Annotated in this window: 20 protein-coding genes; 12 read left to right on the top strand and 8 right to left on the bottom strand. The window is 71.3% G+C overall.

From position 1 onward, the window contains the following. The first annotated feature begins 100 nt into the window (after nucleotides 1–100). The 5 genes from ACOZ38_RS14150 to ACOZ38_RS14130 all read left to right on the top strand — a co-directional run bounded on the left by ACOZ38_RS14150 (nucleotide 101) and on the right by ACOZ38_RS14130 (nucleotide 4,369). Nucleotides 101–1,057 (top strand): glutamate ABC transporter substrate-binding protein, encoded by a 957-nt coding sequence (locus tag ACOZ38_RS14150; RefSeq protein ID WP_405147035.1) that lies wholly within the window; start codon nucleotides 101–103, stop codon nucleotides 1,055–1,057. 14 nt (nucleotides 1,058–1,071) lie between these two features. Next, the gene (locus tag ACOZ38_RS14145) at nucleotides 1,072–1,716 is read left to right on the top strand and encodes an amino acid ABC transporter permease (protein ID WP_405147033.1); all 645 of its coding nucleotides are present in this window, start codon (nucleotides 1,072–1,074) and stop codon (nucleotides 1,714–1,716) included. Further along, nucleotides 1,713–2,573 (top strand): amino acid ABC transporter permease, encoded by an 861-nt coding sequence (locus ACOZ38_RS14140; RefSeq protein WP_424531002.1) that lies wholly within the window; start codon nucleotides 1,713–1,715, stop codon nucleotides 2,571–2,573. Before ACOZ38_RS14145 ends, ACOZ38_RS14140 begins: the two co-directional genes overlap by 4 nt. 22 nt (nucleotides 2,574–2,595) lie before the next feature. After that, nucleotides 2,596–3,534, top strand: coding sequence for an asparaginase (locus ACOZ38_RS14135; protein WP_424531000.1), 939 nt, complete (start codon nucleotides 2,596–2,598; stop codon nucleotides 3,532–3,534). An 88-nt stretch (nucleotides 3,535–3,622) separates the two neighbouring features. Then, a complete protein-coding gene (locus tag ACOZ38_RS14130) occupies nucleotides 3,623–4,369 on the top strand; it encodes a copper homeostasis protein CutC (protein WP_424530998.1) in 747 nt (248 codons plus the stop codon). 33 nt (nucleotides 4,370–4,402) lie between these two features. On the opposite strand, the gene ACOZ38_RS14125 is transcribed toward ACOZ38_RS14130, so the two are convergent. Beyond that, nucleotides 4,403–5,083, bottom strand: coding sequence for a TetR/AcrR family transcriptional regulator (locus ACOZ38_RS14125; RefSeq protein WP_424530996.1), 681 nt, complete (start codon nucleotides 5,081–5,083; stop codon nucleotides 4,403–4,405). A 186-nt stretch (nucleotides 5,084–5,269) separates the two neighbouring features. Between ACOZ38_RS14125 and ACOZ38_RS14120 the strand changes: the two genes are divergently transcribed. Both ACOZ38_RS14120 and ACOZ38_RS14115 read left to right on the top strand, forming a co-directional pair. After that, nucleotides 5,270–5,641 (top strand): DoxX family protein, encoded by a 372-nt coding sequence (locus tag ACOZ38_RS14120; protein ID WP_424530995.1) that lies wholly within the window; start codon nucleotides 5,270–5,272, stop codon nucleotides 5,639–5,641. 164 nt (nucleotides 5,642–5,805) lie between these two features. After that, nucleotides 5,806–6,507 carry a DNA glycosylase AlkZ-like family protein gene (locus ACOZ38_RS14115; RefSeq protein ID WP_424530993.1) on the top strand — a complete coding sequence of 234 codons (702 nt, stop codon included), beginning with the start codon at nucleotides 5,806–5,808 and terminating at the stop codon, nucleotides 6,505–6,507. A 162-nt stretch (nucleotides 6,508–6,669) separates the two neighbouring features. On the opposite strand, the gene ACOZ38_RS14110 is transcribed toward ACOZ38_RS14115, so the two are convergent. Further along, nucleotides 6,670–6,927, bottom strand: coding sequence for a hypothetical protein (locus tag ACOZ38_RS14110; protein WP_424530992.1), 258 nt, complete (start codon nucleotides 6,925–6,927; stop codon nucleotides 6,670–6,672). Between the two features lie 283 nt (nucleotides 6,928–7,210). Between ACOZ38_RS14110 and ACOZ38_RS14105 the strand changes: the two genes are divergently transcribed. Further along, nucleotides 7,211–8,293: a PLP-dependent cysteine synthase family protein gene (locus ACOZ38_RS14105; RefSeq protein ID WP_424530990.1), complete on the top strand. Its 1,083-nt coding sequence runs from the start codon at nucleotides 7,211–7,213 to the stop codon at nucleotides 8,291–8,293. 200 nt (nucleotides 8,294–8,493) lie between these two features. Beyond that, a complete protein-coding gene (locus tag ACOZ38_RS14100; protein ID WP_424530989.1) occupies nucleotides 8,494–9,066 on the top strand; it encodes a hypothetical protein in 573 nt (190 codons plus the stop codon). Between the two features lie 57 nt (nucleotides 9,067–9,123). Here the strand turns inward: ACOZ38_RS14100 and ACOZ38_RS14095 are convergent, their stop codons facing one another. Beyond that, nucleotides 9,124–9,549, bottom strand: coding sequence for a glyoxalase (locus ACOZ38_RS14095; RefSeq protein ID WP_424530988.1), 426 nt, complete (start codon nucleotides 9,547–9,549; stop codon nucleotides 9,124–9,126). Between the two features lie 192 nt (nucleotides 9,550–9,741). Here ACOZ38_RS14095 and ACOZ38_RS14090 point away from each other — a divergent pair, with 192 nt between their 5' ends. The 3 genes from ACOZ38_RS14090 (at nucleotide 9,742) to ACOZ38_RS14080 (ending at nucleotide 13,592) form a co-directional block, all read left to right on the top strand. Continuing rightward, a complete protein-coding gene (locus ACOZ38_RS14090) occupies nucleotides 9,742–10,716 on the top strand; it encodes an aldo/keto reductase (RefSeq protein WP_424530986.1) in 975 nt (324 codons plus the stop codon). Between the two features lie 106 nt (nucleotides 10,717–10,822). Next, nucleotides 10,823–12,508, top strand: a complete 1,686-nt coding sequence (gene polX, locus ACOZ38_RS14085; protein WP_424530985.1) for a DNA polymerase/3'-5' exonuclease PolX — start codon at nucleotides 10,823–10,825, stop codon at nucleotides 12,506–12,508. 148 nt (nucleotides 12,509–12,656) lie between these two features. Then, nucleotides 12,657–13,592 carry an aldo/keto reductase gene (locus ACOZ38_RS14080; protein WP_424530983.1) on the top strand — a complete coding sequence of 312 codons (936 nt, stop codon included), beginning with the start codon at nucleotides 12,657–12,659 and terminating at the stop codon, nucleotides 13,590–13,592. Nucleotides 13,593–13,765: 173 nt separating this feature from the next. Here ACOZ38_RS14080 and ACOZ38_RS14075 read toward each other — a convergent pair whose 3' ends face one another. From ACOZ38_RS14075 to ACOZ38_RS14055, 5 genes are all read right to left on the bottom strand, one after another. Beyond that, entirely contained in the window at nucleotides 13,766–15,376 is a 1,611-nt protein-coding gene (locus tag ACOZ38_RS14075) for a solute symporter family protein (RefSeq protein ID WP_424530981.1), read from the bottom strand. Then, nucleotides 15,369–15,704, bottom strand: a complete 336-nt coding sequence (locus ACOZ38_RS14070; RefSeq protein ID WP_405147012.1) for a DUF485 domain-containing protein — start codon at nucleotides 15,702–15,704, stop codon at nucleotides 15,369–15,371. The genes ACOZ38_RS14075 and ACOZ38_RS14070 overlap by 8 nt, the downstream gene beginning before the upstream one ends. A gap of 194 nt (nucleotides 15,705–15,898) precedes the next feature. Then, nucleotides 15,899–17,629 (bottom strand): cation acetate symporter, encoded by a 1,731-nt coding sequence (locus ACOZ38_RS14065; RefSeq protein ID WP_424530979.1) that lies wholly within the window; start codon nucleotides 17,627–17,629, stop codon nucleotides 15,899–15,901. 70 nt (nucleotides 17,630–17,699) lie between these two features. Further along, nucleotides 17,700–18,083, bottom strand: coding sequence for a hypothetical protein (locus ACOZ38_RS14060; RefSeq protein WP_424530978.1), 384 nt, complete (start codon nucleotides 18,081–18,083; stop codon nucleotides 17,700–17,702). Nucleotides 18,084–18,159: 76 nt separating this feature from the next. Beyond that, the gene (locus ACOZ38_RS14055) at nucleotides 18,160–18,933 is read right to left on the bottom strand and encodes a LytR/AlgR family response regulator transcription factor (RefSeq protein WP_405151972.1); all 774 of its coding nucleotides are present in this window, start codon (nucleotides 18,931–18,933) and stop codon (nucleotides 18,160–18,162) included. Between the last annotated feature and the right edge of the window lie 181 nt (nucleotides 18,934–19,114).

The following is a 19,114-nucleotide window of genomic DNA, read 5'->3' as shown; positions in this document are numbered from 1 at the left end:
TACAGCAATCAGTTGACTTAGCCCGATATCGACCTCTATCGTCCGTAAAACTTCGATTCCGAATTAAGTTCGATCGCAAACGACGAGAATGGAGTTGGTGATGGTGCACGCTGCCGCACTGTCACGCTCGCGCCGCGCGGCGCTGACCGTGGTGACCGTGGTGTCGCTGGCCGGGGCGGCCGCCTGCTCGGGAAGCGGCGGCTCGGCCGCCGTGCCGCCCGGCGCTCCCGGTGACGGGGGTGCGACGGCCGCGGACGCCTTCGCGAACGCCCCCGTCGCCGCGGCCTCCGAGATCCTGCCCGGGTCGACGATGGAGAAGATCAAGAAGCGCGGCGAGCTCATCGTCGGCGGTTCGCTCGACGCGCCGCTGCTCTCCCAGCAGAACCCGGTGACGGGTCAGGTGGAGGGCTTCGACGCCGACCTCGGCAAGCTGCTGGCGAAGTACATCATCGGCGCGCCCAAGGTGAAGATCGTGAACGCCGCCTCGGAGACGCGGGAGGCGCTGCTGTCCAACGGCACCGTCGACGTGGTGTTCCAGACCTACACGATCACGCCGGAGCGGGCCAAGCAGGTCGCCTTCGCCGGGCCGTACTACACCTCCGGCCTCGCCGTCGCGGTCAAGAAGGGGACGACCGGGATCGCCAAGCCCGAGGACCTGGACGGCAAGACGGTCATCGCGGGCGCCAACACCCCGGCCATCCCGGCACTCAAGAAGGTCGCGCCCAACGCCAAGATCGTGACCTTCGGCAGCGACCCCGAGTGCGTCCAGGCGCTCAAGCAGGACCGCGGCGTCGCCTACGTGCAGGACCAGTCGCTGCTCGTCGCCGACGGCAAGAGCGACCCCGAGCTGCAGGTGGTCGGCGAGCCGTTCACGACCGACCCGTACGGCATCGGCCTCAAGCACGGTGACGACCAGATGAAGAAGTTCGTCAACGACTGGCTGAAGAAGTCGCAGGACGCGGGCCTGTGGCAGCAGGCGTGGAAGAACTCGATCGGCACGGTCGTGCAGGGCGAGGCGCCCACGCCGCCCGCCATCGGCTCGGTCCCGGGCTCGTAGGGCCGACCTCCCCGATGGACGCACTGTCCGGCAACCTCCCGGCGCTGTGGGACGGCCTGCTCGTCACCCTGCGGCTCACGCTGCTCGCGTTCGCGGGCGCGTCCGTGGTGGGCGTCCTGGTCGCGACGGCCCGCGTCAGCCCGGTGCCCGTGCTGCGCGCCGCCGGCACGGTCTACGTCGAGACGCTGCAGAACATCCCCCTGCTGGTGCTGCTGATCCTGGCGGTCTTCGGGCTGCCGGAGATCGGCGTCCAGGCGGGACTGTTCACGACGGCGGTGGTGGTGATCGCGCTGTACCAGGCCGCCTACGTGGCCGAGGCGCTGAGGTCGGGGGTCAACTCGGTCCCCGCCGGGCAGGGCGAGGCCGCCCGGGCGCTCGGGCTCGGCTTCACCGGGTCCCTGCGGTACGTGGTGCTGCCGCAGGCGCTCGGCACGGTCGTCCAGCCGCTCGGCAACATCTTCATCATGCTCACGATGAACACCTCCCTGGCGGCGGCGGTCGGCGTGGTCGAGCTGACCGCCGCCGCCAACCGGGTGAACCTCATCGAGGCACAGCCCATCCCGATCTTCGTCGGGGCCGGGCTGGCGTACATGCTGCTGTCGTCGCTGGTCGGGCTCGCCACCGGCGTTCTCGAACGGAAGCTGGCGGTGGCCCGATGACGCGAGGGAGCGCCCCGAGCCGCCTGCTCTTCGACGAGCCGGGGCCGCGCGCGCGGCGCCGGGTCCGCACCGCCACCATCGTCTTCACGCTGGCGGCGCTCGGCCTGGTGGCCCTGGCCGTACGGCAGTTCGCCGCGAACGGGCAGCTCGACGCGGCGCGGTGGCAGCCGTACGCCACCTGGCCGATGTGGCGCTACCTGCTCGACGGGCTGTGGTCGACCGCTCTGGCGGCCGTGGTCTCCGCCGCGCTCGCCATGGCAGGCGGTCTGCTGCTCGCGCTCGGCCGGCTGTCGCCACGGCGCCCGGTGCGCTGGGCGTCGGCCGCGTACATCGAGGTCGTGCGCACCATCCCGGCGCTGCTGCTCGTCTACGTCGTGCTGTTCGCGCTGCCGAGGTACGGCGTGGACCTGCCGCTGTTCTGGAAGCTCGTGGTGCCGCTCTCGGTGTCCAACGCGGCGGCGTTCGCCGGGATCTTCCGCGCGGGCATCCTGTCGATCGAGCGCGGCCAGACCGAGGCGGGGCTCGCCATCGGGCTCACCCGGGGGCAGACCATGCGGGCCATCGTGCTGCCCCAGGCGGCAAGGCGCGTGCTCCCGTCCATCGTCAGCCAGTCGGTCGGCCTGCTCAAGGACACCTCGCTGGGATTCGTCGTGAGCTACGCCGAGCTGCTGTACAGCGGCAAGGTGCTCGCCAACTACAACCACCTGCTGATTCAGACCTACATCGTCGTGGCGCTGATCTATCTGGTGGTCAACGCGTCGCTGTCCAAGCTCGCCCGCACGCTGGAGGCGCGGCAGGCGCGCGGGGGCCGCCGCGCCAGGCCCCCGGCGGTCCCGGAGGCCGCAGTCCATGCCTGACATGTTCGAGAAAGGTGACCGCATGTACGCCCGTCTGGCCGAGGTCGTCCGTTCCGGCTTCACCGAGAGCGTCCATTTCGGCAGCGTCGCGGGCCTCGGGCCGGACGGGGCCCTCGCGCTCTCACGCGGCGCCGTGGAGGAGCCGATGCTGCCCCGCTCCTCCGCCAAGCCGTTCCAGGCCCTCGCCTGCCTCACCTCCGGCGCGCCGCTCGACGGCTCGCGCCTGGCGATCGCGGCGGGAAGTCACACAGGGGAGGACTTCCACGTCGCGCTCGTCGGCGCCATGATGGACGAGGCGGGCCTGGGCCTTTCCGCCCTGGGCTGCCCCGCCGACTGGCCGGAGGACGAGCCCGCGCGGCACGCCCTGATCAGGTCGGGCGAGGGCAGGTCCAGGGCGCGCATGAACTGCTCGGGCAAGCACGCGGCGATGCTGCTGGCCTGCGCGGCGTCGGGCTGGGACACCGCGTCGTACCTCACCCCCTCGCACCCGCTGCAGGAGCGGGTGCGTTCGGCCGTCCAGAGGCTGTCCGGCGAGCAGAGCCCGCACACGGCCGTCGACGGCTGCGGCGCCCCGCTGTTCGCCATGTCGCTCGCGGGGCTCGCGCGGGGCGTACGGGCGCTCGTGACCGCCCCGCGCGACACGCCCGAACGGGCGGTGGCCGACGCGATGCGCTCGTTCCCCGAGTACGTCGGGGGGACCGGTCACCTGAACACCGAGCTGATGCGCGCCCTGCCGGGCTCGCTGGTGAAGGGCGGCGCGGAGGGCGTGCTCGTCGCCGCGACAGCCGAGGGGCACGCGGTGGCCGTCAAGGTCGTCGACGGCGGCCCGAGGGCGACATCGGCGATCGCGCTGGCCGCGCTGGCCGCGCTCGGGGCCGACGTCACCGGCGCCGAGGCGTTCACCACGGTCCCGGTGCTCGGCGGCGGCCGTCCCGTCGGGGAAATCCGCGCCACCCTCTGACCCACCACTGTTTCAGCCGGCGCTCTTCGACCCTGCGCTCTTTTGACCCGGCACTGTCAGATCCGCCAGCTATGTTCCAAGGAAGCACATGAGCCTCACGTACGAGATCTGCGTCGACAGCACCGAGGCGGCCCTCGCGGCCGAACGGGCGGGCGCGCACCGGGTGGAGCTGTGCGCGGCGCTGTTCGAGGGCGGCATCACGCCGACCATCGGCACGGTGGCGGCGACGCTCGCGGCGGTGTCCGGCATCCGCGTCCACGTGATCATCCGGCCGAGGGGCGGCGACTTCATCTTCGACGCCCACGAGGTCGCCGCCATGGAGCGGGACGTGGCCGAGGTACGGGCCGCCGGGGCGCACGGTGTGGTCATCGGCGCGCTGACGCCGCAGGGCACGGTGGACCGGCCGGTGTGCGAGCGGCTCATCGCGGCGGCGGACGGCCTGCCGGTCACCTTCCACCGCGCCTTCGACATGACGGCGAACCCCTACGAGGCGCTCGACACGCTCGTCGACCTCGGCGTGCGGCGCGTGCTGACCTCCGGCCAGGAGGTGTCGGTGCTGGAGGGCGCTCCGCTGATCGCCTCGCTCGTACGGCACGCGGGCGACCGCGTCATCGTGATGCCGGGCGGAGGCGTGACCGAGCGGAACATCGGGCGCATCGTGGCGCAGACCGGGGTCAGCGAGATCCACTTCGCCGCGCTCACGGGCGAGCCGAGCCCAGCCGTACACCGGAACCCGCGCCCCTTCATGGGCGGCGAGCTGCGGCAGCCGGAGTACCTCAGGCAGGTCACCTCCGGCGCCCTGATCTCTGAGATCATGAGCGCGGCCACCGCCTGACGGAACGGCGCGCAGGCGGCCCGTCAGGGGGGCTCAGCCGGTGCAGGTGCTGGAGCCTCCGAGGCTCACCATCGCCTGGTAGACCTGCTCGGGACGCATGGGCGGCTCGGGGAGCGGATGGGCGCGCTCGGCGCGGAACGCGTCGAGCATCAGCCCGAGGTGGCGCCGCCAGGCGGTGGGGCTGACCTCGCTCGTCGCCTCGCTGATGCGGGTGTGGGCCCAGATCACGAACGCCAGGTCCTCCACCGTGACGTCCGGCCTGACCACTCCCTCGCCCTGCGCCCGCTCGACGATGCGGCGGCTCAGCTCGTTGATGCGGGCCTGGGTGCGCTCCATGCACTCCGCGTGGGGGAAGCGCATGGACGCCAGGTCGTTGAACCCCCGGTCGTGGGCCTGCAGCTCACACAGCTTCTCCAGGTAGAAGGCGAACGCCTGCCACGCGTCGTCCATGCTCAGGGCCTGCTCCGCGCTCTCCAGCCAGGTGCGCAGCTTGCCGACGAATATCGCCTCGACGAGGTCCATGCGGGTGGGGAAGTTGCGGTAGAGCGTGCCGATGGCGACACCCGCCTGCCTGGCGATCTGTTCCAGCGGGGCGTCGAGCCCCTCCGAGGCGAAGATGGTGCGGGCGGCGTCCACCAGGGCGTCACGGTTGCGTTGCGCGTCGCGGCGCAGGGGCCGCGCGGTCTTGGTCGGCGTGGGCTCGTCGGACGGCATCTCCCTAGTGTAACGAACTTGAGGCTCGCCTCGACTTCTGTGCTACGCTCGCGAGTCGAGGTGGCCCTCGACTTGCCGATACGCACTCCGTACCAGGTCAGAGCCACTTCTACTTCCCTCAGGTGGTGACGGCCGGGCTCACCTGTGCGGCATGCCCCTCACTCCCCGGCCCTCGAAGGAGACCCTGTGAACGTCTTCCTGTGGATAGTTCAGGTGCTTCTCGCCCTGGCCTTCGGCATGGCGGGTGTACTGAAGACCACTCAGCCCAAGGAGAAGCTCGCCACGAACATGGGGTGGGTCGACGACTACTCCGCCGGCACGGTGAAGCTCATCGGCGGACTGGAGTTCCTGGCCGCGCTCGGCCTGATCCTCCCCGCCGTGACGGGCATCGCCACCGTCCTCGCCCCGCTCGCCGCCACCGGCCTCGCCCTGATCATGATCGGCGCGATCGTGGTCCACGTGCGGCGCAACGAGGTCCAGGGCGCGGTCCTCAACGTCGTCCTGCTGATCCTCTCCGCCCTCGTGGCCTGGGGCCGCTTCGGCCCCTACCACTTCTGACCCCCGCGACGGCGTCCCGGCACCCTGCCGCTTCGGCCCGCACCGCTTCTGACCCTCTCCGGCCCGCCTTCCGCTCTCGGTAGGGAGGTCGTACCACCCTTCCCGGACTCGGATCTCCGTCGGCGGGCGCGGAATCTGTCGGTGGCGCCCTGTAGAAAGGGGCGGTGACGACAGGGGTGAGCTGGCCGCAGGTGCTGGCGTGGCGGCTCAGACGGCAGTTCGTGGAGCCGCCCGCCGGCTCCGGCGTGGTGCCGGTCGTGCGGCGGCTCTGCGGCGTCCAGGCCCAGGTGGCCTCCTCCGCCGAGCTGGCGGTGGCCGTGCACCGGCACGCCCCGCGGGCGGGCGAGGTCGACCAGGCGCTCTGGCACGAGCGCTCGCTCGTGAAGACCTGGCTGATGCGCGGCACCCTCCACCTGGTGCCCTCCGACGAGCTGCCCGTCTACTCCGCGGTGATGGGCTCCCTGCGTTACTGGGAGAAGGGGTCCTGGCATCGCGGTCACGGCGTCACCGCGGCCGAGCTCGAAGCCATCATCGACTCGGTGCCGAAGGCCCTGGCCGAGGGGCGGGCGCTGACCCGCGAGGAGCTCGTCGAGGCCGTTCTCGACGTCACCGGCGACGCCCACCTGCGCGAGGCCCTGACCTCCGGGTGGGGCGCGCTGCTCAAGCCGCTGAGCTACCTCGGCGAGCTGTGCTACGGCCCGCCCCGCGACCGCAAGGTGACCTTTGTCGCCCCCGCCACCTGGCTCCCCAACCGGCCGGGCGCAAGTCCCGCGCCCACCCCCGGCCCACCGCCCCCAGGGCGCGATGCTTCTTCCCCGGGGCACCTGGACGCCGAGGTCACCCGCGTCCGCGCCCTCTTACGCTGAGCCGCGGGTCCTGCCCGTTCCAGGCACGCGGCCGGCCATGACCGCCATGCCACGCGCGTCACGGCCGGACCGCCAGACATGGCCGGGGTACCACCGGACCGCGAGACATGGCCGGGGTACCACCGGACCGCGGGTTCTGGTCGCGTTGCCGGTGGCCGGGGCTCAGTTCTGGATGCCTCGGCCGTCTTGGACGGCGTTCCATTCCTCGTCGGTTACCGGTGGGGTGCCGAGGGCACGTGCCGCCTCGTCGAGGTCCTCACGACTCAGCCGCCAGCAGTGCATCAGGCCCTCGGCCCGCCTTCGACGGCTCTCGCTTTCCATGATCAGGGCCACGGCGGCACGTACGCGCTCCACTGTCGTGCGGTTCACCCGGCGCCGATCCCTCGGCTCGTCCGCGTAGGCGCCCCCGGAAACGATCATCCGGCCTCCCTGTACCGCGCGGGCACGCGGCTCGATCCGAGCGCGACCCGCTGCCGCCGAAAGCACATGCTCCGAAGGTAGAAATATCCGCAAATAGTAGGCAACAAGGTTTCGCATAGTTGCTGGAGTCGCACCCGCACCATCTCCCCCCGAGATGGCCGCACGCACAAGCCGGTGCCCGGCCCGGCGACTGAAGATCGAGTAATTTGGCGCCGTGAGCACGGACATTTCAGATGAGTGGACGGACGAGGCGATCCGCCGGCTTGAGAGGGAATCGGCACGGGTGGGTCGCACACCATTGCGGACCCTCCCGCTGCCCACCGAGTGGGGCATCACCCTCTACCTGAAGGACGAGTCGGCGCAGCCGACGGGAAGCCTCAAGCACCGGCTGGCACGCGCTCTGTTCGCGCACGGGGTGGCGGCGGGCCTGATCCGCGAAGGCGGCACGATCGTCGAGGCCACCGGCGGCGCCATGGCGGTCGCGGAGGCGTACTTCGCCCGTCTTCTCGGCCTTTCCTACGTCGCCGTGATGCCCGGGGAACCCTCCGCCGAGCGGTCGGCTCCCGTGGAGAACCTGGGCGGCCGATGCCGGTTCGTCACTCCCCCGCTGGCGATCTACGAGGCGGCACACCGGCTGGCCGAGGAGACCGGGGGTTACTACATGGACCATTTCTCCGCCGCCGGGGCCGCCGACTGGCGTTCCGGCGACCTCGCCGGGGAGTTGTTCGCCCAGCTGAGGGAGGCGGGCGGGTCCGGCGAAGCGAGCGAGGTCGCGACGCGCGACGACGCGAGGCCGGTGGGCGAAGCCGGTGAGGCCATGCCGCGCTGGGTCGTGGTGGGGGCGGGCACGGGCGCCACCAGCACGGTGCTCGGGCGTCATATCCGCGAGCACGCACTCACGACGAGGCTGGCCGTGGCCGACCCGGAGAACTCCGCCTACTTTCCCGGCTGGGCCAGTGGTGCGGACGACTACGCGACGGGCATGCCTTCCCGGATCGAGGGGGTCGGACGCCCCCGGATGGAACCCGGCTTCACGCCCTCGCTGGTCGACGTGGTGGTGCCCGTCCCTGACGCCGCGAGCGTGGCGGGGGCGCGTCACGTGCGTACCATGACCGGCCTGCCGGTGGGCGGATCGACCGGGACGAACCTCTGGGGCGCCTTCGAACTGATCCACCGAATGCGCCGCGACGGCATCCGGGGCAGCGTGGTGACCCTGATCGCCGACGCCGGTCCGCGTCACCTCCGCACGTACCACGACGACGCGTGGGCACTGAAGAAGGGCCTGGACGTGCGGCCGTACACGGCGGCGCTGGAGCGGGTCCTGAACGGAGACCCCTGGCGGCCACCGGCCCGGCCGGGCTCGTGAACGAAGGCCCTGCCGCCGCGCCCCCGCGCCTGGCACCACGTCCTCGAACGGAGACCCGGCCGCATCGGGCACCACGTTCTTGATGGAGACCCCGCACCCGGTACCACGTTCCTCGGTCGTACCGGCGGGAACCTTCGGGGCACGGTCGGGGGTACTAGCGGCGACGAAAGCGTTTCGGGGAGACCGGGAGGTAGCCGCAGATGAGAAGACCCTGGCACGCGGGGGTCCGGATGGCCGCCTGCCTTGCCGTCGTCCTGAGCGCGTGCGGCGGCCTGGTATCGGGTTGCTCGGCCGGCACGCCCTCCCAGGCAGCGGCCCCCGCAAGCCCCCGCACCGCACTCACGGGAAGCACCACACCGCCTCCCGTACGCCCGGAGACCGCGCCGCCGGGGTCAAAGACGGAGTGCGCCGTCACCCGGCCCTCTGACCGGGAGGACGATCCGCCGTCGCAGGTCAGGCGCCGGCCAGGGGAGGACCGCTGGTTCGGCGCGAAAGATCTGTGGGCGTTCCTGCCCGACCCGGCGTACCCCGGAGACCCGCGCCCGCAGGGCCACAGCTTCAAGATCGGCTGGTGGCGGCTGGCCGAGGGGCGCCTCAGGCTGAGCGCGACCCGCGTCGACGGCGGCACGGGAACCGCGACGGCCGAAGTCCCCTCGGGATACGCGCCGACGGGATTCCAGCCCACCGGCATCCTGTTCTCCCGGCCGGGCTGCTGGCGCGTGACCGGGTCCCTCAACGCCACGAAGGTGGCATTCGTCATGACCGTGCGCTAGCGGCACCGCCTCACAAGGGCCGCTCCGCGCCTCAGCGCACCGCCTCAGCGCACCGCCTCATAAGGGTCGCGCCCGCGTCCCACCGGTACGGGGGGAGAGGAACTCCAGGCGGTTCTCGTGGCAGTCGGCGACGTAGAACCGCCGGTGGCCCGGGAAGCCGTCGTCCCAGGTCACCTTGACGCCCAGGCCCGCGAGCCGTTCGGCCAGCGCGTCCAGGCCGGTGACGAGGATGCCCGGATGGGCCTTGCGCGCCGGGCGGAAGTCCTCCTCGACCCCCAGGTGGATCTCCAGATCGTCGGCGCGCACCCACAGGCCACCGCGGGCGGCGAGCACCGGGGGCTTCTCGACCTCGGTCATGCCCAGTACGTCCACGTAGAACCGGCGGCACACGTCCTCCTCGCCCGGCGGCAGGGCGAGCTGCACGTGGTGCAGTCCGAGGCCGAAGGACGACCTGGCCGACTGGGCTTCCTGACGTTCGCTCATGATCGGATGCCTCCAGGGAAGGGGGAGCCGTGACCGGGGATGATCAGGGCGGGGCGCAATGCCGGCAGGCCCTTGCGTTCTCGTTCTAACACTCCCCCGCGCCGCCGTCCGCACCGCCATGCCGCCCGGCCGCCCAGGCCGTACTCGGAGATGGCGGGCTTCGTGATGGGATGTCCACCAGGAGGTATTGAAATGGACTACATCAGGCTTGGTACCACCGGTATGAAGGTGTCCCGGATCTGCCTCGGGATGATGAGCTACGGCGACCCGGCCAAGTGGCAGGACTGGGTGCTGGACGAGGAGAAGAGCGAGCCCCTCGTACGCAGGGCCGCCGAGGCGGGGGTGACCTTCTTCGACACCGCCGACGTCTACTCGGCCGGCAGCAGCGAGGAGGTCACCGGGCGGCTGCTCCGCAAGATCTTCCCCAACCGCGAGGACTACGTGCTCGCCACCAAGGTCTTCTTCCCCGTGGGACAGGCCGTCAACGACAGCGGCCTGTCGCGCAAGCACATCCACGCCGCGATCGACGCCTCGCTGAGGCGCCTCGGCACCGACTACGTGGACCTCTACCAGATCCACCGCTGGGACGACCACACCCCCATCGAGGAGACGATGGAGGCCCTCCACGACGTCGTACGGTCCGGAAAGGCGCGCTACATCGGCGCCTCCACGATGTACGCCTGGCAGTTCGCCAAGGCCCAGCACGTCGCCGAGGTCAACGGCTGGACCAGGTTCGTCTCCATGCAGAACCACTACAACCTCCTCTACAGAGAGGAGGAGCGCGAGATGGTCCCGCTCTGCGTGGACCAGGGGGTCGGGCTGATCCCGTGGAGCCCGCTGGCGCGCGGCCTGGTGGCCAGGGCGGGCTCGCAGGACCAGAGCACGACCCGCGCGGGCTCCGACGGGCGGATCACCGCGCTGTACGGGGGGCCGGGTGACGCGGCGGTCCTCGACCGGGTCGCCCAGATCGCCGCCGAGCGCGACGTCCCCCCCGCGCAGGTGGGCCTGGCCTGGCTGCTCGCCCAGCCCGGCGTGAACGCGCCGATCGTCGGGGCGACCAAGGAGCGCCACCTGGACGACGCGGTCGCGGCCGTGGGCCTCACCCTGTCCGACAAGGAGCTCGCCTCCCTCGCCGAGCCGTACGTGGACCGTCCGGTGGCCCACTAGTACCGCATGGGGCTCGCCGTCTCGGGTCACGCCACCGAGATGACGAGCCCCGCGGCGACCCGTATTCCGGCCGGGCCCGGTCCTGCGGCCTCGGTAGGCTGAGGGCATGGGGCGGGCGAACGACGAAGCGGCGGCGGCGCTGGAGGAGTATGCCGAGCTGTTCGCGATGAACGGCGGCGACGCCTTCCGGGTGCGCAGTTACCAGAAGGCCGCCAAGGCCATCGCGGGCTTTCCCGAGGACATCTCGCAGGTGGACGTCCGCAGGGTGCCGGGCGTGGGCGAGGCCATCGCGAAGAAGATGGAGGAGTTCCTCCAGCGGGGGAGCTTCCGGCAGCTCGACGACCTGCGCCTCCAGGTGCCCGACGGCGTGCGCAAGCTGACGCGCATCCCCTCCCTCGGGCCGAAGAAGGCCGTCTTCCTCTTCCAGGAGCTCGGCATCGCCTCCCCCGAGGCGCTGGCCGAGGCGATCCGCGCGGGCAGGCTCGCCGGGCTGCGCGGGTTCGGGGCCAAGAGCGAGGAGAACATCCTCAAGGGCATCGAGCAGCTCCAGCAGGCGGGTGAGCGGGTGCACCTCGGCGTCGCCATGGACCTCGCCGAGCGCGTCATCGCCTCGCTCCCCGCCGAGAGGATCGCCTACGCCGGGTCGCTGCGCCGCATGAAGGACACGGTCGGCGACATCGACATCCTGGCCGTCGGGCCGGCGACGCTGATGGAGGAGTTCAGGCGGCAGCCGTACGTCGCGGAGGTCATCGCGAGCGGCGGGCTGAAGACCTCGGTGCGCACCACGCAGGGCCTCCAGGTCGATCTCCGCCTGGTGCCGGCCGAGTCGTGGGGCGCGGCGATGCAGTACTTCACCGGCTCCAAGGAGCACAACGTACGGCTGCGCGAGATGTGCGTGAAGCGCGGCTGGAAGCTGTCGGAGTACGGCCTGTTCGAGGGCGAGACCGTGATCGCAGGAAGGACCGAGGAGGAGATCTACGAGGCGCTCGGCATGCGCTGGGTGCCGCCCCCGCTGCGAGAGGACGGCGGCGAGATCGAGGCGGCCCTGCGCGGAGAGCTTCCCGAGCTGGTGACCCTCGCCGACCTCAGGGGCGACCTGCACACCCACACCGACCTGACCGACGGCATCGCCACGCTGGAGGAGATGGTCGAGGCGGGGGCCGGGCGCGGGTACGCGTACTACGCGGTCACCGACCACGCGCCCAACCTGTTCATGCAGCGCATGACCCTCAACAAGGCGCTGGAGCAGCGCGAGCGGCTGCACCGGCTCCAGGCGTCGTATCCCGGCATGCGGCTGCTGCACGGCACCGAGCTCAACATCGCGCCCGACGGCACCGTCGACTGGCCGGCCGAGGTCCTTGCGGGCTTCGACGTCTGCGTCGCGTCCGTGCACTCGCACTTCACCCAGTCACGCGACGAGATGACCCGCCGGTTCATCACCGCGTGCGAGAACCCTGACGTCCACATCATCGGCCACCCCACGACCCGCAAGATCGGCAAGCGGCCCTCCGTGGACGCCGACTGGGCGGCGGTCTTCGCGGCGGCGGCGCGCACGGGCACCGCGATGGAGATCGACGCCTACCCCGACCGCGCCGACCTTCCCTCCGATCTCGCCCGGCTCGCGCGCCACCACGGCGTGAAGTTCTCCATCGACAGCGACTCCCACGCCGTGCCGCACCTGGACAACCAGCGCTTCGGCGTCGGCATCGCCCAGCGCGCCTGGCTGACCCCGGGCGACGTCATCAACACCTGGCCCCTCGACCGCCTCCTTGCCTTCCTCGGCCGCACCTGACCCCTCCTCCCCGCGACGATCTCGACGATCTCGGCGGGCCCGGCGAGATGCGCCGCCTGACGGGGAGGAAGATGAAGGTCCGGGGCGGTAGCGACCTGCACGCCGCCCGCGCGGCAAGCGCTGTCGATCACCAACATAGGTTCAGATCATGAAAAATATTGATAAGACGGACCTCACGGTCTTCCCGTTGTGCCTGGGCGGCAACGTCTTCGGGTGGACGGCCGACCGTGACACCTCCTTCGCGGTCCTCGACGCCTACGCCGAGGCGGGAGGCGACTTCATCGACACCGCCGACTCGTACTCGGCGTGGATCCCCGGCAACGAGGGCGGCGAGTCCGAGACGATCATCGGCGAGTGGATGGCGGAGCGCGGCAACCGCGACTCCCTCGTCGTCGCCACCAAGGTCGGCCAGCAGCCCGGAGCCGAGGGCCTGTCGGCGGCCAACATCCGCACCTCGGCCGAGGGCTCGCTGCGGCGGCTGCGCACCGACAGGATCGACCTGTACTACGCGCACTCCGACGACCGGAGCACTCCCCTGGAGGAGACGCTCACCGCCTTCGACGAGCTGGTCCGCGAGGGCAAGGTGCGCCACATCGGCGCCTCCAACTACGAGGCCGGCCGCCTGGAGGAGGCGCTGGCGGTGTCCGACCGGCTGGGCCTCGCCAGGTACGTCGCCCTCCAGCAGCACTACAACCTCGTGGAGCGCGAGAGGTACGAGGGGCGGCTCGAAGAGGTGGTCGCCCGCGAGGGCCTGTCCAGCGTGCCGTACTTCGCCCTCGCCAAGGGTTTTCTGACCGGGAAGTACCGGCCCGGCCTCAGCGTCGACTCGGCGCGGGCGGGCGGCGCCTCGCCCTACCTCCAGACCGAGCGGGGCCGCCGCGTGCTGGAGGCCCTGGACAAGGTCGCCGCCGAGCACGGTGTCGAGCCGGCGACCGTGGCGCTCGCCTGGTTGCTGACCAGGCCCACCGTCGCCGCGCCGATCGCCAGCGCCCGGGTGCCCGAGCAGGTTCCCGCGCTGGTCGCGGCGGCTGACCTGGTGCTGTCCCCCGAGGAGGTCCGGCTGCTCGACGAGGCCTCGGCCTAGGGACGGTGGAGCCGTGGAAACGGCCAGGCTCGCAAAGAGGTCCGTGGAGACGGCGAGGCCCGGTCGCGGGGCCTCTGGAGGTGAGGGAGACCCGCGACCGGGCAGTTTCGGGAAGCCGTTCCCCGCCGTCCACGGCTCCCGGCGTGAGGGGGGTTCGCCGGGAGCCGCGTGTCTCAGTGGTAGACGGCCTTCTCGGCGCCGGCGCCGGTGAGCGAGCGGACCTCGATCTCGGCGTACTTCTGCGCGTTGAACTCCTTGCTGAGCACCGTCCCGATGTACCCGGCGAGGAAGCCGAGCGGGATCGAGACCAGGCCCGGGTTCTCCAGCGGGAACCAGTGGAAGTCCACGGTCGGGAACAGCGACGTCTTCGCGCCCGAGACGACCGGCGAGAAGATCACCAGGATCAGGGCCGACGCCAGGCCGCCGTAGATCGCCGAGACCGCCCCCGCCGTGTTGAACCTCTTCCAGAACAGGCTGTAGAGGATGGCGGGGAGGTTGCCCGACGCGGCGACCGCGAACGCCAGCGCGACCAGGAACGCCACGTTGAGGTTCTGCGCGAAGATACCGAGGATGATCGAGACCGCGCCGATGGCGAAGGCGGCGATCCGCGCGACCTTGATCTCCTGCTGCTCGGTCGTGTTCCCCCGCTTGAAGACGTGCGCGTAGAGGTCGTGGGCGAAGCTCGACGAGGAGGCCAGCGTCAGGCCCGCGACCACCGCGAGGATCGTCGCGAAGGCCACTGCGGCGATGACCGCGAGCAGGATCGTGCCCCCGACGTCACCGAAGATCAGCTGTCCGATCTTCAGCGCGAGCTGGGGAGCGGCGGTGTTGCCGGCCGCGTTCTGGGCCGCGATCTCCTTGCTGCCGACCAGGGCGGCGGCGCCGAAGCCCAGCACCAGCGTGAGCAGGTAGAACACGCCGATGATGCCGATGCCCCACAGGACCGACTTGCGGGCGACCTTGGCGGTCGGCACGGTGTAGAAGCGGATGAGGATGTGCGGCAGGCCCGCCGTGCCGAGCACCAGAGCCAGCCCGAGGCTGATCAGGTCGAGCTTGCTCGCCAGGCCCTTGGCCTCCACGCCGTACTTCAGCCCCGGCTCCAGGAACTGCTGCCCCTTCCCGCTCGCCTGCGCGGCGCTGCCGAGGAGGCTGGAGAGGTTGAAGCCGAAGTGCCCGAGGACGAGCAGGGTCACCAGGGCGGCGCCCGTCATCAGCAGCACGGCCTTGACGATCTGCACCCAGGTGGTGCCCTTCATGCCGCCGACGACCACGTAGACGATCATCAGCAGGCCGACGACCACGATCGTGCCCGCCTTGCCCGCGGGGGAGGTGATGCCGAACAGCAGGCCGACCAGCGCGCCCGCGCCGACCATCTGGGCGAGCAGATAGAAGATGCTGACCGTGATCGTCGAGACCCCGGCGGCCGTACGGACGGGGCGCGGGCTCATCCGGAACGCCAGCACGTCGGCCATCGTGTACTTGCCGGAGTTCCGCATCAGCTCGGCGACCAGCAGCAGGGCCACCAGCCAGGCGACGAGGAACCCGATCGAGTACAGGAAGCCGTCGTACCCGGACAGCGCGATGATGCCCGCGATGCCGAGGAACGACGCGGCGGACATGTAGTCGCCGCCGATGGCGAGGCCGTTCTGCACGCCACTGAACGACCGGCCGCCCGCGTAGAAGTCGGCGGCGTTCTTGGTATGGCGGCTCGCCCAGAAGGTGATGCCCAGGGTCGCGGCGACGAACAGGACGAAAAGCGCGATCGAGAGGGCGTGGTTACTCATTGGAGGACGTCCCCTCGATCTCACCGCGAAGCTTGTCGGACAGCGGGTCGAGCTTGCCGGCGGCATGCCGCGAGTACGCCCACGCGATCAGGAACGTCGACACGAACTGCAGAACGCCGAAGATCAGCGCCACGTTGATGTTTCCGAAGACCTTGGTGCCCATGAAGCCACGTGCCCAGCCGGACAGGACCACGTACAGCAGGTACCACACAAGGAAGGCGACGGTCACCGGGAACGCCCAGCCGCGGTAACGACGGCGCAGCTCCTGGAACTCCGGGCCGGCCTGCACCTGTTCGTATGCCGATGACTCGTCTTGTTGAGTGGCCACGAGACCTCCACGTTGTGATCTGTATCACGCTTACCGTAGAAGGGTCCGGGGGCCCGGGCGGAGGGCTCCGGGCCGCATCATCGCCAAGTCGCCCCTACCCGTCGCTCACGTGGCCGGGCCCTGCGCCGAAAGGCGCATTCCACGCGACGAGTGGTCCCCGCGCCCGGCCGCCGCACGGCCGCTCAGGTGGAGCCTCAGGTGGAGCGGGGCCGCCAGTCACCCCGGTTGACGTTGAGCGTCTCGGGCGCGTGCAGCCGCACCATCGTGCGCGCCACCCCTCGCGGCACCCGCCCTGGGGTGAGCAGCGACATGACGATCATCACGCCGAAGGAGATCGGGACCGTCCACGCCGCCGGCTGCGCGAGCAGCGCGCCCGTCCAGCCGGTGTACGGGCCGCCGGTGATGACCGCGATCACGGCGACGCTCGCCAGCCCTCCCCCGGCGAGCAGCCCGGCCATGGCTCCCGTGGTGGTCAGCCGCCGCCACCAGATGCCGAGCACGAGCAGCGGGCAGAACGACGAGGCGGCCACGGCGAAGGCCAGCCCCACCACGTCCGCGACGGCGAGTGACCTGGCCATCGTGGCCAGCACGAGCGGCACCGTCACCGCGAGCAGCGTGGCGGCGCGGAAGCTCGGCACTCCCCCGCGCAGGATGTCCTGCCCGATGACCCCGGCCACCGACACCGCGAGCCCCGAGGAGGTGGACAGGAACGCCGCGAAGGCCCCGGCGGTGACCAGGGCGCCGAGCAGCTCCCCCGCCGTCCCGCCGACCATACGGCCCGGCAGGGTCAGCACCACCGCGTCCGTACGGCCCGTCATGAGCAGCTCGGGCGTGTAGAGACGCCCGAGGGCGCCGTAGACCGCCGGGAGCAGGTAGAACGCGCCGAGCAGGGTCAGCACCACGAGCGTGGTGCGACGGGCGGCCCGGCCGTCGGGGTTGGTGTAGAACCGCACGAGAACGTGCGGCAGGCCCATGGTGCCGAGGAAGGTGGCGAGGATGAGCGAGTAGGTCGCGTACAGCGGGTGCTCGCGGCCGTGCAGCGGGAGCGCCCACTGGTGGCCGGTCAGCACGGGAAGGCTCTCGACGTGCGGCACGGGCGCGCCCGCCGGGAACGCCACCGTCGTGTCGTGCCTGATCGTGTGGTTCCCCGGCGGCAGCGTGAGCCGCTCCCCGCGCACCTCCCGGCCGTCCACGCGGCCGGTGGCCGTGACCACGGTCTGCCGCTCGAACCGGACGGTCACGTCGGCGCTCACCGCGACGGTCACCGCGTCGGCGAAGACCGGGGGCGCGTCGCGGCCCAGCCCCGGCTTGCCGAGCCCATACCAGGCGAACAGCAGGAACACCACGGGCAGGGCCAGCGCGGTCAGCTTCAGCCAGTACTGGAACGCCTGGACGAAGGTGATCGAGCGCATCCCCCCTGACAGCACGTTGGCCGCGACGACGACGGCCACGAGCAGGCCGCCCACCCACGGCGGCGCCCCGGTGATCGTACGGAACACCAGGCCGGCGCTCTGGAACTGCGGCATCAGGTACAGCCAGCCGATCAGCACGACGAGCACGCTGGCCACCCGCCGCACGGCCATCGACTCAAGGCGGGCCTCGGCGAAGTCGGGCAGCGTGTAGGCGCCCGACCTGCGCAGCGGGGCCGAGACCAGCACGAGCAGCACCAGGTAGCCGCCGGTCCAGCCCACCGGCAGCCACAGCATGTCGGCGCCGTAGGCGAGGATCAGCCCGGCGATGCCGAGGAAGGAGGCCGCCGAGAGGTACTCCCCGCCGATCGCCGAGGCGTTCCACAGTGGCGAGACCGTTCGCGAGGCGACGTAGAAGTCGGAGGTCGTCCGCGACAGCCGCAGCCCGAAGGCCCCGATGAGGATCGCGGCCACCACCACGACGATCACTGCCGTGAGCCCCAGCGCGGCGCTCACGGGGCCCTGCCCGCAACTCTGCCCGCGACTCTGCCCGTGACTTCGCCCGCGCGCCGCCCGGGGGGCGTGCTCACTGGCGCTCGACCAGGTCGGCGAAGTGGCGCTCGTTGCGCTCGGCCTGCCGCACGTACAGCCAGGCGCCGGCGACGAACGCCGGATAGATCAGTCCGGCGAGCACCACCCACGGCAGCGGCAGGCCGAACATGCGCACCTCGCGCAGGTCGGGGACCAGCAGGAACAGCAGCGGCAGCCCGCCGATCACGCACCCGAGCACCGTGCAGACGAACAGGGCCAGCCGGAACTGGGTGCGGACCAGCGAGCGCATGTAGACCTCGCCGAGGCGCGTCTGCTCGTCGATCTCCATGGTGACCGGGTAGCGGGGCCTGCGCGCCGCCGTCGTGCGAGGGCTGGTGACGACCTGCCGCTTCGGCCGTTCGGGCGTCTTCGGCGTCATTCGGCGCGCCCCTCCGCGCCGCGCCTCGTCCCCGCGTCTGCCCTCATCCCCACGCGGCCCCATCGCGTCCCCGGCGTCAATCGGTACGGCCCTTCCTGGCACGTCGTACGAGCAGGTCGCGGAGCTCGCGGGTGTGGCGGCGGCTGACCGGGATCTCGGTGTCGCCGATCCGGACCGTGCAGCGCCCGGAGTCGATGTGCAGCTCGTCGATGTGCTTGACGGCGACCAGGTGGCTGCGGTGCACGCGGACGAACCCGGCGGCGGCCCAGCGCTCCTCCAGCGCGGCGAGCGGGATGCGCACCAGGTGGCTGCCCGCGGCCGTGTGGAGCCGGGCGTAGTCGCCCTGCGCCTCCACGTACCGGACGTCGGAGCTGGCGACGAAGCGGGTGATCCCCGCCAGCTCGACCGGGATGGTCTCGGCGTCCGGCGCCGTGCGGGCGGCGTCCTCCACCGAATCGGGGGCGTCCGGGATGGCGGCGCACACCCGGCGGATCGCCTCGGCGAGCCGCTCGGGCCGTACCGGCTTGAGCAGGTAGTCCTCGGCCTTGATCTCGAACGCGTCCACCGCGTGCTCTTCGTAGGCGGTGACGAACACGACCCGGGGAGGCCGGGCGAACTGGGCCAGCAGGCGGCCGAGCACCACGCCGTCCAGACCGCGCATCCGGATGTCGAGGAACACCGCCTCCACTGGCCTGCCGTCGGCCATGGCGCGGTCGAGCATCTTCAGCGCCGACGCGCCGTCGCGGGCCATGGCGACCTCGCCGATACGCGGATCGGCCCTGAGCAGGTACGCCAGATCCTCCAGCGCCGGCTGCTCGTCGTCCACCGCCAGCACGCGCAGGCCGGTCACATCACTCCCGTTCACCCGATCGCACTCCTGAGTGAACTAGAGAGTGATGAATCCGACAGAGGAAGTCAACGCCTCACATCACCAGCGGCCATAACTATCCGGAGAAGTCCAACGGCGGGTGGGACCGCCCGCCGCCGGCTGAGGGGACGACGATCCACGCTTCGGTCCTCTTGCCAGTGAG

Source organism: Sphaerisporangium viridialbum (assembly GCF_049674955.1).
Lineage (GTDB): Bacteria > Actinomycetota > Actinomycetes > Streptosporangiales > Streptosporangiaceae > Sphaerisporangium > Sphaerisporangium viridialbum.
This window is presented reverse-complemented; position numbering and strand designations above follow the sequence as displayed.